Annotated in this window: 10 protein-coding genes; 7 read left to right on the top strand and 3 right to left on the bottom strand. The window is 67.8% G+C overall.

All coding sequences use genetic code 11. From position 1 onward, the window contains the following. Positions 1-24: 24 nt before the first annotated feature. Both E0H45_RS30195 and E0H45_RS30190 read left to right on the top strand, forming a co-directional pair. Positions 25-996, top strand: a complete 972-nt coding sequence (locus E0H45_RS30195) for a 2-dehydropantoate 2-reductase (RefSeq protein WP_131343485.1) — start codon at positions 25-27, stop codon at positions 994-996. A gap of 158 nt (positions 997-1,154) precedes the next feature. After that, positions 1,155-2,135: a LacI family DNA-binding transcriptional regulator gene (locus E0H45_RS30190; RefSeq protein WP_131343483.1), complete on the top strand. Its 981-nt coding sequence runs from the start codon at positions 1,155-1,157 to the stop codon at positions 2,133-2,135. 165 nt (positions 2,136-2,300) lie between these two features. On the opposite strand, the gene sucD is transcribed toward E0H45_RS30190, so the two are convergent. Then, on the bottom strand, positions 2,301-3,194 hold the full coding sequence (sucD, locus tag E0H45_RS30185; RefSeq protein WP_131343481.1) for a succinate--CoA ligase subunit alpha: 894 nt from the start codon (positions 3,192-3,194) through the stop codon (positions 2,301-2,303). A gap of 15 nt (positions 3,195-3,209) precedes the next feature. Continuing rightward, on the bottom strand, positions 3,210-4,355 hold the full coding sequence (gene sucC / locus E0H45_RS30180; protein WP_131343479.1) for an ADP-forming succinate--CoA ligase subunit beta: 1,146 nt from the start codon (positions 4,353-4,355) through the stop codon (positions 3,210-3,212). Positions 4,356-4,495: 140 nt separating this feature from the next. Between sucC and E0H45_RS30175 the strand changes: the two genes are divergently transcribed. Continuing rightward, positions 4,496-5,839 carry an MFS transporter gene (locus E0H45_RS30175; RefSeq protein WP_131343477.1) on the top strand — a complete coding sequence of 448 codons (1,344 nt, stop codon included), beginning with the start codon at positions 4,496-4,498 and terminating at the stop codon, positions 5,837-5,839. 520 nt (positions 5,840-6,359) lie between these two features. On the opposite strand, the gene E0H45_RS30170 is transcribed toward E0H45_RS30175, so the two are convergent. Next, positions 6,360-6,617, bottom strand: coding sequence for a hypothetical protein (locus E0H45_RS30170; protein WP_131343475.1), 258 nt, complete (start codon positions 6,615-6,617; stop codon positions 6,360-6,362). Positions 6,618-6,739: 122 nt separating this feature from the next. On the opposite strand from E0H45_RS30170, the gene E0H45_RS30165 reads away from it, so the two are divergent. The 4 genes from E0H45_RS30165 to E0H45_RS30150 all read left to right on the top strand — a co-directional run bounded on the left by E0H45_RS30165 (position 6,740) and on the right by E0H45_RS30150 (position 13,509). Further along, the gene (locus tag E0H45_RS30165) at positions 6,740-8,449 is read left to right on the top strand and encodes a thiamine pyrophosphate-binding protein (protein ID WP_131343473.1); all 1,710 of its coding nucleotides are present in this window, start codon (positions 6,740-6,742) and stop codon (positions 8,447-8,449) included. Positions 8,450-8,539: 90 nt separating this feature from the next. Beyond that, entirely contained in the window at positions 8,540-9,766 is a 1,227-nt protein-coding gene (gene frc / locus E0H45_RS30160; RefSeq protein WP_131343471.1) for a formyl-CoA transferase, read from the top strand. A gap of 32 nt (positions 9,767-9,798) precedes the next feature. Next, positions 9,799-11,946 carry an acetate--CoA ligase family protein gene (locus E0H45_RS30155; protein WP_131343468.1) on the top strand — a complete coding sequence of 716 codons (2,148 nt, stop codon included), beginning with the start codon at positions 9,799-9,801 and terminating at the stop codon, positions 11,944-11,946. A 63-nt stretch (positions 11,947-12,009) separates the two neighbouring features. Beyond that, positions 12,010-13,509 (top strand): Nramp family divalent metal transporter, encoded by a 1,500-nt coding sequence (locus tag E0H45_RS30150; RefSeq protein WP_131343466.1) that lies wholly within the window; start codon positions 12,010-12,012, stop codon positions 13,507-13,509. Position 13,510 lies beyond the last annotated feature (1 nt).

Genomic DNA, 13,510 nt, shown 5'->3' with positions numbered 1-13,510 from the left:
CCTCCCGGAAAGCAGGGACCTTTTATGAGAGTTGCGGTTCTCGGCGCCGGTGCGATCGGTGCGTACGTCGGCGCGGCGCTGCACCGTGGTGGGACAGAGGTCCACCTGGTTGCCCGCGGCGCGCATCTGGAAGCGATCCGGTCGAACGGTGTCACGGTGCTCAGCCCACGCGGTGACTTCACGGCCCGGACGCCGGCCACCGACGACCCGGTCGGGATCGGCCCGGTCGACTATGTCTTTCTCGGCCTCAAGGCGAACTCGTACGCGAGCGCCGGCCCGCTGCTCCAGCCCCTGCTGCACGACCACACGGTGGTGGTGGCAGCGCAGAACGGCATCCCCTGGTGGTACTTCCACGGTCTGAAAGGCCCGTACGAGGGCCGCCGGATCGAATCGGTCGACCCCGGTGGCGCCGTCACCCAGGTACTCGACCTCGACCGCGCGATCGGCTGCGTCGTGTACTGCTCGACCGAGCTCGAAGGTCCAGGCGTCGTACGGCACCTGGAAGGCACCCGCTTCTCGATCGGCGAACCCGGCGGCGGGCAGTCGGAGCGGTGTGCAGCCTTCAGTACGGCGATGATCGCCGGCGGGCTGAAGTGCCCGGTCGAGGACGACATCCGCAACGACATCTGGATCAAGCTGCTCGGGAACGCGGCGTTCAACCCGATCAGCGCGCTGGCCCGGGCGACGATGGTCGAGATCGCGAAGCACCAGGGCACCCGGCAGATGGTACGGCTGATGATGGAGGAGTCGCTGGAGATCGCCGCCGCGCTCGGCTGCCACCCCGAGATCTCCGTGGACAAACGGCTCGACGGCGCCGAACGTGTCGGCGAGCACAAGACCTCGATGCTGCAGGACCTCGAGAAGGACAAGCCTCTCGAACTCGACGTCATCCTCGCCGCGGTCGTCGAACTCGCCGACCTCACGGGCGTCAAAGCTCCCACCCTCCGCGCCGTCCACGCCGTAGCCGATCTGTTGGCGAGCAAGGTCGGCGTCTGAGCCAGGTGGGTCCGGCAAACAGCGACGCCGGACCCACCTGTTCCAGCTCGTCCGGCTCGCCGTACGACCGGCGTGTTGACGCAAACATGTCTAAACTCCTGCACCACGGGAGGTGCCGGGTGGAAGGAACCTTGGGGAGGCGGCGGCGAGGTCCGTCGATGGCTGATGTGGCGCGACTGGCCGGGGTGTCCGGACAGACCGTGTCCCGCGTCGCGAACGGCCGGCAGAACGTGGACGCAGTCACCCGGGCCCGGGTCAAGGACGCGATGCGCCAGCTCGGCTATCGCCCCAACGGCGCCGCCCGCGCCCTGCGAAGCGGCGAGTTCCGCAGCATCGGCGTGATCGTCTTCGAGCTCTCCACCTTCGGTACGACGCGGACGCTCGACGCGATCGCCACGGCTGCGACGGCGCGTGGCTACTCGGTCAACTTGATGCCGGTGCTCGCGGTCAGCCGCCAGGCCGTGGCGGACGCGTTCACCCGGCTGGGGGAGCAGGCCGTGGACGGCGTCATCATGATGATCGAGGCGCAGGTGCTCGACGACGTACAGCTGCCCGTCGGCTTGCCGGTCGTGGTCGTGCACGCGGGAGTCCACTACGACCACCCGGTCGTCGACACCGACCAGATGCAGGGTGCCCGGCTGGCGACCGAGCACCTGCTCGGGCTGGGGCACAAGACGGTGTGGCATCTGGGCGGACCGCCGTCGTCGTACGCCGCGGACCAGCGCCGCCGCTCGTGGGAGCAGACGCTCCGCGACCACGGTTGCGACGTACCGCCGCTGCTCATCGGCGACTGGTCGTCGGCGGCCGGGTACGACGCCGGCTGCCGGCTCGCCGCGGACGACGCCGTGACGGCGATCTTCGCCGCCAACGACCAGATGGCGCTCGGCCTGCTCCGCGCCCTGCACGAGCACGGCCGGACGGTGCCGAACGACGTGAGCGTGGTCGGCTTCGACGACATGGAAGAGGCGGCCCAGTTCTGGCCGCCTCTCACCACAGTCCGTCAGACCTTCGCCGACATCGGCCGCCGCAGCGTCGACACCCTCCTCGCCGAGATCCACGCCACGGACGACCACGCCCCGGTAGCAGTCCCCACCGAACTGATCATCCGCCACAGCACCGCCCCACCCCACTCCCGCTGACCGATCACCTACCCCAGCTGTCTTCGTACTGAGGTGTGGGTGATCGGCAGCTCGACAGGATGTGTCGGGTGGCTGGGTAGTGCACCTGAGCGTGAACGTGTTCGTGCGTACAGCGCTCGCCGGTGCTCTACCTGTCGAGCTGCAGGTCAACCCTGAAGGGGGGCGTCAGGCTGGCTGGTGGGTGGGGGAGAGGGCGGTGCGTAGTAGGTCTGCGGTTTCGGTGGGGGTTTTGCCTACGCGTACGCCGGCTGCCTCGAGGGCCTCCTGCTTCGCGGCCGCCGTACCGGACGAGCCGGAGACGATCGCGCCGGCGTGGCCCATCGTCTTGCCCTCCGGCGCGGTGAACCCGGCGACGTACCCGACGACCGGCTTGGTCACGTTCTCCTTGATGAACGCGGCCGCCCGCTCCTCGGCGTCACCACCGATCTCACCGATCATCACGATCGCGTCGGTGTCCGGGTCGTCCTGGAAAGCCCGCAGCGCGTCGATGTGCGTGGTCCCGATGATCGGGTCGCCACCGATCCCGATCGCGGTCGAGAACCCGAAGTCCCGCAGCTCGTACATCATCTGGTAGGTCAGCGTGCCGGACTTCGACACCAGACCGATCCGCCCGGGTCCCGCGATGTCGGCGGGAATGATCCCCGCGTTGGACCTCCCGGGGCTGATGATCCCCGGACAGTTCGGCCCGATGACGCGCGTCCCGTTGGCCTGTGCGTGCGCGAAGAACGCCGCGGTGTCGTGAACGGGGACGCCCTCGGTGATCACCACCACCAGCGGGATCCCCGCGTCGACGGCCTCGATGACTGCCCCGTGGGTGAACCGTGGCGGCACGAAGACCACCGACACGTCCGCGTCCGCCGCCTTCACCGCGTCCGCACACGACCCGTACACCGGGATCGAGCGTCGCGCGAAGTCCACCGACTGCCCGCCCTTGCCGGGCGTCACGCCGCCGACAACATTGGTGCCGGCGGCAAGCATCCGGCTGGTGTGCTTCTGTCCCTCGGACCCGGTCATGCCCTGCACGACGACCCGGCTCTTCTCGGTCAGGAATATGGCCATCTCGAACAGTCCCTTCTAAGCGGCGAGCTCGGCGGCGCGCGCCGCTGCGCCGTCCATCGTGTCGACCACGGTCACCAGCGGATGGTTGGCCTTGGCAAGGATCTTGCGGCCTTCCTCGACGTTGTTGCCGTCCAGCCGGACGACGAGCGGCTTGTCGGCCTGGTTGCCGAGCAGTGCCAGCGCCTGCACGATGCCGTTCGAGACCGCGTCGCAGGCGGTGATCCCGCCGAACACGTTCACGAAGACGCTGCGCACCTGCGGGTCGGACAGGATGATCCCGAGCCCGTTCGCCATCACCTCGGCCGAGGCGCCGCCGCCGATGTCCAGGAAGTTGGCCGGTTTCACGCCGTACGGCGAACCCGCGTATGCGACCACGTCGAGCGTCGACATCACCAGACCCGCGCCGTTGCCGATGATCCCGACCGAGCCGTCCAGCTTCACGTAGTTCAGGCCCTTGGCATGCGCCTCGGCCTCGAGCGGATCGCCGGCCGCCTTGTCGTCGAAGCCGGTGTGATGCGGGTGCCGGTACGCCGCGTTGTCGTCGAGCGTGACCTTCCCGTCGAGCGCCTCCAACGACCCGTCGCCGAGCTTCACCAGCGGATTCACCTCGACCAGCGACGCGTCCTCCGCGATGAACACGTCCCACAACCGCTGCACGACGGTGGCCGCTTCGGCCGGGAACCCGGCGGCCGTCACGATCTCCGCGGCCTTCGCCTCGTCGACGCCGGTCGCCGGGTCGATCCGCACCTTCGCGATCGCGTCCGGGTTGGTGTGTGCGACCTCCTCGATCTCCACACCGCCTTCGGTGCTGGCGATACACAGGTACTCGCGGTTCGCCCGATCGACCAGGAACGAGAAGTAGTACTCCTGGGCGATGTCCGCGGCCGGCGCCAGCAGCACGCGCTGCACGGTGTGACCCTTGATGTTCATCCCGAGGATCTCGGCCGCCTTCGCCTGCGCCTCGTCCGGGGTCGCGGCCAGTTTCACGCCGCCGGCCTTGCCGCGCCCACCGGTCTTCACCTGCGCCTTCACCACCACGCGCCCGCCGAGCGCGCGGGCCGCCTCCGCGGCGTCGGCCGCGTCCTCGATTACCCGCCCCAGCGTCACCGGAACGCCGTGCCGGGCAAAGAGCTCCTTGGCTTGGTACTCCATGAGGTCCACGTCGTCGCCTCCCAGAATGTGTGGTGACGACTGTATGCGGTATGCAATCGCGTCACAAGAGTGACGCCCCAGGTCTGGACAAGCTCCGGCGCGGAGGAGTACCACAGACTTCATACGGTATGCAGTAGTCAGGAGGCGATATGAATCACGTGACGCCCCGGGACCTACGTGACGTCTACGGCCGGCGGTACCGGATCGGCGAGGACGCCCGTGAACTGACCGGCCACTCGCGCCGCTGGCAACTCTGGGCGGCTTGGGCCTGCATGGTCGCGATCAGTCCGTTGCAGTACTCGTTCGGCACCGCAGCGCTCGGCCTGGCCTCGGACCGCGGCTGGGGTGCGGCCCAAACCTTGTGGCTGCTCGCAGTCTTCGTCGCCTGCCAAGCCCTCGTCGCGATCCCGGCCGCCTGGGCCCATCGGGTACGGCGGGCAACGCCGACGCAGCTCGTCATCGGTGGTGGTGTGCTCGCGGCGATCGGCCTCGTCACCCTCGCCCACGTGCACAGCTACGGCGCGGTCGTCGTCGGCTACTCGCTCCTCGGTGGCACCGGGGCGGGCCTCGTGTACGCCGCCTGCATCACCACGTCGGCGCGCTGGTTCCCGGACCGGCGTACGGCGACGATCGGATTCGTCACGGGAGGATTCGCGGTCGGCGCCGTACCGAGCATCTTCTTGCTGACTCGGGTGGAGCAGTCGATCGTGTACGACCTGACCGCTCTGGTGGCGGTGCTGGTCGTCCTGGTCGCCGGCGGTCTGCTGAAGGATCCGCCGCGGCACTGGTGGCCTGCGGACATCGACGCGCAGGCGTGGGCGATCGATCGGAAGCTGAACCGCAGCATCCCGCACAACGCGCCCGCGGTCCGGCAGTACCGTCCGGGTGAGGCGATGCGGACCGGCGCGCTGCCGCTGATGTGGTTGCTGCTGGCAATTAGTACGGCGTTGTCGCTGCTCGGCATCGGCTTCGTGGTGAGCTACGGCGTCAGTGCGGACCTCAGTCTGACGGTGGCTGCGACGGCTGCCGGAATGCTTGCCGCTGTCAACGGTCTTGGAAGATCGCTGGCAGGTCACCTGTCCGATCGATTCGGTCGCCGTCGGGTGCTGGCCGCCGTACTGATGATCGAAGGCTTCGCCCACGTCGGTCTGGTGGCAGTCGATGCCGGCTGGGCGTTCGTGGTCTGCGCGATGTTCGCGGGCCTGGGTGGCGGCGCGTTCTACGCGATCATGGCGAACCTCGTGCTGGAGTTCTTCGGCGAGAACAGCCTGCTGCAGAACCAGGCCATCCTGTACTCCGCGAAGGCGGTCGGCGGCCTGGTCGGCATCGGCGTCGCCGCTTCCGTGATCGCCGTCGTTGGTTACCGGCCGCTGTTCCTCGGAGCCGGGCTGCTCGGCGTACTGACTGCGCTGAGTGTGCGCCTCCTCAAACAACCCGGTCGGCCGGCGTTGCCCATGCGGCCCCAGCTCGGTACGCCGGTGGCGGGCGAGTGAACGGCTACGGGACGGTCCAGCGACCCGATCCGTGCGTGATGGAATTGGTGTCCCGCCTCGCGCGCGAACCGTGGACGGATCGCCCCGCGTGCGTGCATCCCGTCCTTAGTTCGGTCGCACGGGCAGCCCACGACCACAGCAGCTCAGCCGGTCGTCGGCAACTGCTGCCGCTCGCGCCACGCTTCATCAACACGAGCAGCGTTGGTTTCGAGGCATCGGCCCGTCTCGTCGCGTTGTGCGTCTCCACTGCGCTCGCGAGTGGCGAGCTGACCGGTGACGAGCGGCGGAGGATGGCGGCGGCCCATCGGACTGCGCTGCACCTCCTTGGTTCCGACGACGATCCTGGCGGAGCAGCGCGCTGGTGGTTGCCAACGCTCGGACGGCTGGGCTGGAGCGAGCCGTTCTACCGCACGTTCGTCGCCACGGAACAGGCAGCAGAAGCAGTCGCGGTCACCGCTCGTACTGCGAGAGGTGACCGCGACGTACGCCTGCGAAGCCTTCTGAAGCTGTGCCTCGCAACTCAGCCCAAGCCTTCGTGTTCGGCTTCCGCCCAGAAATCGTGGTCGTAGTCGTCGTCCGGGATCGTCACGAGTTCGTGCCGGCGAGGGGCGCGAACCTGCTGTTCGAGGCGCCGAAGGTCCGCCGTACACCGCTCCAGATCGTCGATCAGCCGCAGTACGTCGAGATGCGGGCCGACGCGATTCCTCAACGCCACAAGGGACTTCTCCAGTGCGAGGAGTGCGGCACGGGTCCGGTCGAGCTCGTCGGAAATCGTCATCACAGCCTCCTGCGTACGAACTCTGGACAACGGCTAGGCGCTGGGATAAGACTACGACTACACCATACGGTATGCAATCTACATCAAGCCGGATCACGGCCCTTCCGAGGAGTTGACTGCAGATGGCGCAGACAGTGTCGGAGACCCAACCCACAGCGGTGGTCAAGGAGCCGGAGACCATCTCCGGTGGTCACCTCGTCGCGAAGGCCTTGAAGGCCGAGGGGATCGACGTGATCTTCACGCTCTGTGGCGGTCACATCATCGACATCTACGACGGCTGCGTGGACGAGGGCATCGCGGTGGTCGACGTGCGGCACGAGCAGGTCGCGGCGCACGCCGCCGACGGGTACGCACGGGTCACCGGCAAGCCCGGCTGCGCGGTCGTCACCGCCGGCCCCGGTACGACGGACGCGGTCACCGGTGTCGCGAACGCGTTCCGCGCCGAGAGCCCGATGCTGCTGATCGGCGGCCAGGGTGCCCTGAACCAGCACAAGATGGGGTCCCTGCAGGACCTGCCGCACGTCGACATGATGACGCCGATCACCAAGTTCGCCGCGACCGTGGCGCACACCGCGCGGGCCGCGGACATGGTCTCGATGGCGTTCCGCGAGTGCTACAACGGCGCGCCCGGCCCGTCGTTCCTGGAGATCCCGCGCGACATCCTGGACAACTCGGTGCCGGTCGAGTCCGCGACCGTCCCCGAGGCCGGGCACTACCGGGCGTCCACGAAGAGCATCGGCGACCCCGCGAGCGTCGAGGCGCTGGCCGACTTGCTCGTCCGGGCCGAGAAGCCCGTCGTACTGCTCGGCACCCAGGTGTGGACCGCTCGCGGCAGCGACGCGGCGACCGAGTTCGTGCGGACCCTCGACGTACCGGCCTTCATGAACGGCGCCGCCCGCGGCACGCTGCCGCCTGGCGACCCGCATCACTTCCACCTGTCCCGCCGGTACGGCTTCAACAACGCCGACCTGATCCTGATCGTCGGTACGCCGTTCGACTTCCGGATGGGGTACGGGCGCCGGCTGCCGAAGTCCGCGACCGTCGTGCAGATCGACATGGACTACCGCACCGTCGGGAAGAACCGCGACATCGACCTCGGCCTGGTCGGCGATCCGGGCGCGATCCTGGCCGCCGTCACGCAGGCAGCGTCGGGCCGGCTGCACAAGACCGATCGCAAGGCCTGGTTCGCGGAGTTGCGCGCCGAGGAGGACGCGGCGTACCAGAAGCGGCTGCCGCGGCAGCTGTCCGACGCGAACCCGATCCATCCGCTGCGGCTGGCGCACGAGATCAACGAGTTCCTCACCGAGGACTCGATCTACATCGGCGACGGCGGCGACATCGTGACCTTCTCCGGTGGCGTCGTACAGCCGAAGTCGCCCGGCCACTGGATGGACCCGGGTCCGCTCGGCACGCTCGGCGTCGGCATCCCGTTCGTGCTCGCAGCGAAGTACGCGCGACCGGACAAGGAAGTGGTCGCGCTGTTCGGCGACGGCGCGTTCTCGCTGACCGGTTGGGACTTCGAGACGCTGGTCCGCTACAAGCTGCCGTTCGTCGGTGTCGTCGGCAACAACTCCTCGATGAACCAGATCCGCTACGGCCAGGAAGCCAAGTACGGCAAGGACCGCGGCCGGGTCGGCAACACCCTCGGCGACGTGAAGTACGACGAGTTCGCCCGGATGCTCGGCGGGTACGGCGAAGAGGTTCGCGACCCGAAGGACATCGGGCCGGCGCTGCTGCGGGCCCGCGAGTCGGGGCTGCCGTCGCTGATCAACGTCTGGGTCGACCCGGACGCCTACGCCCCCGGAACCATGAACCAGACCATGTACAAGTAAGGGGACCCGCATGAACGAGCGAAGCGAGTTCATCATTCAACACAGCCCAACTCGTGCCTCAGCCGCGCCCGGAGCGAAGCGAGGACGCGGATGAGTTCGGCCCTCGAGGGTGTCCGTGTTCTCGACATGACCCACGTGCAGTCCGGACCGTCCTGCACCCAGCTCCTCGCCTGGCTCGGCGCCGATGTGATCAAGCTCGAGGCACCGACCGGCGACATCACCCGCCAGCAGCTGCGCGACCTCCCGGACGTCGACAGCCTCTACTTCACGATGCTCAACTGCAACAAGCGCAGCATCACGCTGAACATGAAGTCCGACCGCGGCAAGGAGATCTTCATCGACCTGGTGAAGAACTCCGATGTCCTGGTCGAGAACTTCGCTCCGGGCGCGATCGACCGGATGGGCTTCACCTGGGAACGGCTCCAGGAGCTCAACCCCGGCCTCGTGTTCGCGTCGATCAAGGGCTTCGGCCCCGGCCGGTACGAGAACTTCAAGGCGTACGAGGTGGTCGCCCAGGCGATGGGCGGCGCGATGAGTACGACGGGGTTCGAGGACGGACCGCCCACCGCGACCGGTGCGCAGATCGGTGACTCCGGCACCGGCATCCACCTCGTCGCCGGCATCCTCGCCGCGCTGCTCCAGCGGACGCACACCGGCAAGGGCCAGCGGGTCACCGTGGCCATGCAGGAAGCGGTCCTGAACCTGACCCGGGTCAAGCTGCGCGATCAGCAGCGGCTGACGCACGGTCCGCTGCGCGAGTACCCGAACGACAACTTCAACGGCGAGGTGCCGCGGTCCGGGAACGCGTCCGGCGGCGGCCAGCCCGGCTGGGCGCTGCGTTGCGCACCCGGCGGACCGAACGACTACATCTACGTGATCGTGCAGCCGCCGGGCTGGGCGCCGATCGCCAACTTGATCGGCAAGCCGGAGCTGGCCGAGGACCCGGACTGGGCGACGCCGGCCGCGCGGCTGGACAAGCTCGACAAGATGTTCGCGCTCATCGAGCAGTGGACCGAGCAGCACACCAAGTTCGAGGTGATGGACAAGCTCAACGCCCTGAACGTCCCGTGCGGGCCGATCATGTCGACAGCCGAGCTGATCGCGGACGAGACGCTCGCCGACCTCGGCGCGGTGGTCGAGGTCGAGCACCCGCAGCGCGGCACGTTCAAGACCGTCGGCTGCCCGATCAGGCTGTCCGACTCCCCGGTCGACGTCCAGACGTCACCAGGCCTCGGCGAACACAACTCCGTCATCTACGGCTCGCTCGGTATCGACACGGCCGAGCTGTCCGAACTCAAAGCCGCCGGCGTGATCTGAAATCCGGCGTGATCTGAAATGGAGTGCGACGCATGACTTATGACAAGGCAGCAGTCCGGACCATCCTCGACCAGGCTCTGGCGGACGGCCGCACCTCGCTGAGCGCGCCGGAGGCCAAGCTGGTCGCCGACGCGTACGGCATCCCGACGCCGGGCGAGGGGCTGGCCACGACTGCCGAGGGCGCCGCCGGCCTCGCGGCCGAGATCGGTTTCCCGGTCGTGCTGAAGATCGTCTCGCCGGACATCCTGCACAAGACCGACGCCGGCGGCGTGGTCGTCGGGGTCGACACCGAGGATGCCGCGCTGGCGGCGTACAAGCAGATTGTCGACAACGCGACAGCCTACAAACCAGATGCAGACATTGTCGGCGTGCAGGTGCAGAAGATGCTGGTCACCGGCGGTGACGTGCAGGAGGTCATCGTCGGTGCGGTCACCGACCCGACGTTCGGCAAGGTGGTCGCGTTCGGGCTGGGCGGCGTACTTGTCGAGGTGCTGAAGGACGTGACCTTCCGGCTGGCTCCGCTGTCCGACGACGAAGCGCGGGCGATGGTCGACGGGATCGGCGCGCGCGAGATGCTCGAGGGCGTTCGTGGCGCGCGACCGGTCGACAAGGAGATTGTCGGCAATCTGATCAAGCGCGTGTCCGACCTCGTCACGGACTTTCCGCAGTTCGCGGAGGTCGACCTGAACCCGGTGCTCGCCGGGCCGGACGGCGCCACCGCGGTCGACTTCCGGATCATCGTGGACGCCGAGGCCGGGAAACCGGTCGAGCGGTACAGCCAGGAGGAGATCCTGACCGCGATGACCCGGATCATGAAGCCGCGCGCGGTAGCCGTGATCGGGGCGTCCAACGAGGACGGCAAGATCGGCAACTCGGTGATGAAGAACCTGGTCAACGGCGGGTACGCCGGGGACATCTACCCGATCAACCCGAAGGCCGACGAGATCCTCGGTCTGAAGGCGTTCCCGTCGATCACCGACGTACCGGGTGACGTCGACGTCGCGGTGTTCGCCGTACCGGCCAAGTTCGTCGGTGGGGCGCTCGAGCAGTGCGGTCAGAAGGGAGTCGCGGGCGCGATCCTGATCCCGTCCGGGTTCGCCGAGACCGGCGAGCAGGCGCTCCAGGACGAGGTCGTCGCGATCGCCCGCAAACACAATGTCCGCATTCTGGGACCGAACATCTACGGCTACTACTACCTGCCGGAAAGCCTGTGCGCGACGTTCTGCACGCCGTACGACGTGCGCGGGTCCGTCGCCCTGTCGTCGCAGTCGGGCGGGATCGGGATGGCGATCCTCGGGTTCAGCCGGTCCAGCCGGATGGGGGTTTCCGCGATCGTTGGGGTAGGCAACAAGGCCGACATCGACGAGGATGACCTCCTGACGTTCTTCGAGAGCGACGACAACACCAACCTGATCGCCATGCATCTTGAGGATTTGAAGGACGGCCGGGCGTTCGCCGAGACGGCGGCCCGGGTGTCAAAGAAGAAGCCGGTCGTCGTCCTGAAGGCCGGCCGTACCTCCATGGGCGCGCGGGCGGCCAGCTCGCACACCGGCGCCCTGGCCGGCAACGACAAGGTGTACGACGACATCCTGCGGCAGAGCGGGGTGGTCCGGGCGCCGGGGCTGAACGAGATGCTCCAGTACGCCCGCGGTATCCCGCTGCTGCCGACACCGAAGGGCGAGAACGTCGTCATCATCACCGGCGCGGGCGGTTCCGGCGTACTGCTGTCGGACGCCTGTGTGGACAACGGTCTGACGCTGATGGACATCCCGGCCGATCTGGACGCTGCGTTCCGGAAGTTCATCCCGCCGTTCGGTGCGGCCGGCAACCCGGTCGACATCACCGGGGGCGAGCCGCCGTCGACGTACCGGAACACGGTCGCGCTCGGGCTGTCCGACGAGCGCATCCACGCCCTGATCCTGGGCTACTGGCACACGATCGTGACGCCGCCGATGGTGTTCGCGAAGCTGGTCGCCGAGGTGGTCGAGGAGTTCCGGGCCAAGGGCATCGACAAGCCCGTGGTCGCCTCGCTGTCCGGTGACGTCGAGGTCGAGGAAGCGTCGCAGTACCTGTTCGACCACGGTGTGGTCGCGTACCCGTACACCACCGAGACCCCGGTCCAGGTCCTCGGTGCCAAGTACCGCTGGGCCCGCAACGCCGGGCCGCTCGGCATCAGTTGATTGGAGGCAGGAGCACGCGGGGGAAGTTGATCCGCTAGTTGGCGTCGAACTAAGGAGTCCGCCTTGGACGTCACGAGCAAGACCTCAGAAGTTCCCGAAGAGCCGGCCGCGGCAGCCGTGACCGAGAAGGTCTGGAAAGCGGGCAGGCTCGAACCGATGCCGATCCGGAAACTTCCGGACGCACCGCCCTCCATCCACATCCTCGGTCCGACCGTCTTCCTGGTCGCGCTGGGCGTGGGGATGGGGGAGTCGTACATGTGGCCCCGGCTCGTCCTGGTGTTCGGGCCGGACATCCGCTGGTTGTTCATGGTCGGTGTCACGCTGCAGGCGTTCGTGCTGCTGGAGATGGCGCGGTACGCGATGGCCACCGGGGAGAGCATCTTCTTCGGCGCGGCCCGGATCTTCAAACCGCTGATGTGGTTCTTCTACGCGGCGGCGATCCTGATCTACATGTGGCCGGGCCATCTGTCCGCCGGTGCGGCCGCGTTCGAGGAGATCTCCGGCGTACCTTGGCAGGTCACCGCGTGCGTGGCTCTGGTGTTCGTCGGTGTGCTGTTCAGCCTGCTGTCGGTGATCTACAACTTCCTCGAGAAGCTGCTCGGTCTGCTGATCGGGTTGCTGGTCGTCGGTACGTCGGTGATCGCGGCGATCGTCGGCAACTTCGACGACCTCGGCCGCACCCTGTCCGGGATGTTCGCGTTCGGGTACTTCCCGGACGACGCGATGACGTCGGCCTGGTTCCCGGTCGTGGTCGGTTCGATCGCGTTCGCCGGGCCGTCCGGGATGCAGCAGATGTGGTACACGCTGCAGCTGCGGGACAGCGGCGCCGGCATGGGCGCGCACATCCCGAAGATCCGCGGGCTGCGGGCCGCGAACGAGGCGGAGTCGATGCCGTCGCGCGGGTTCATGTTCGACACCGAGGATCCGGCCGAGATGGCGAAGTGGAAGGGCTGGCGCAAGTGGGTCACGTTCGACGCGCTGCTGCTCTTCTGGGGCATCACGATGCTGGTCACGGTCTCGTTCACCGTGCTGGCCATGTCGGCGGCTCGCGAGAACCCGAACGTCGCTTCGCTGATCGAGGGAGGTGACCGGGAAGCGGCGCTGAAGGCGATGTCGGACGCGTTCGCGTCGGCCGGTTCGCCGATCCTCGGGAAGCTGTTCTTCGCGTTCATCGCACTGATCGGGCTGAACGCGACCCTCGGTCTGTTCGACTCGTTCTCCCGCGGTCAGGCGGACATGACGTACTACTTCGTGCCGGGTGCCAAACGGTTCTCGATGTCGCGGCTGTATGCCGGGTTCCTGTGGGGCGTGATCCTGTTCGGCATCCTGATCCTGCTGTTCGGTCCCGCCGACGGCCCGGCCGGGATCCTGGACACGCTCGCGTTCCTGTCCACCTTCGCGATGGGCGCGTACTGCATCGTGTTGCTGCTGACGAACAACATGCTGCTGCCCAAGAAGATCCGTCCCGGCCCGGTGCGGAACGTGATCATCGGGTTCGGAGCGGTGTTCTACCTCGGGATGCTGTTCTACTGCCTGTTCCGCTTCGGCGTGGCTGTGGGCTGAC

It is taken from the genome of Kribbella soli, from assembly GCF_004331345.1.
Classification (GTDB): Bacteria; Actinomycetota; Actinomycetes; order Propionibacteriales; family Kribbellaceae; genus Kribbella; species Kribbella soli.
Note: the sequence above shows the minus strand (reverse complement) of the source record. Positions and strands in the feature narration are given on the sequence as shown.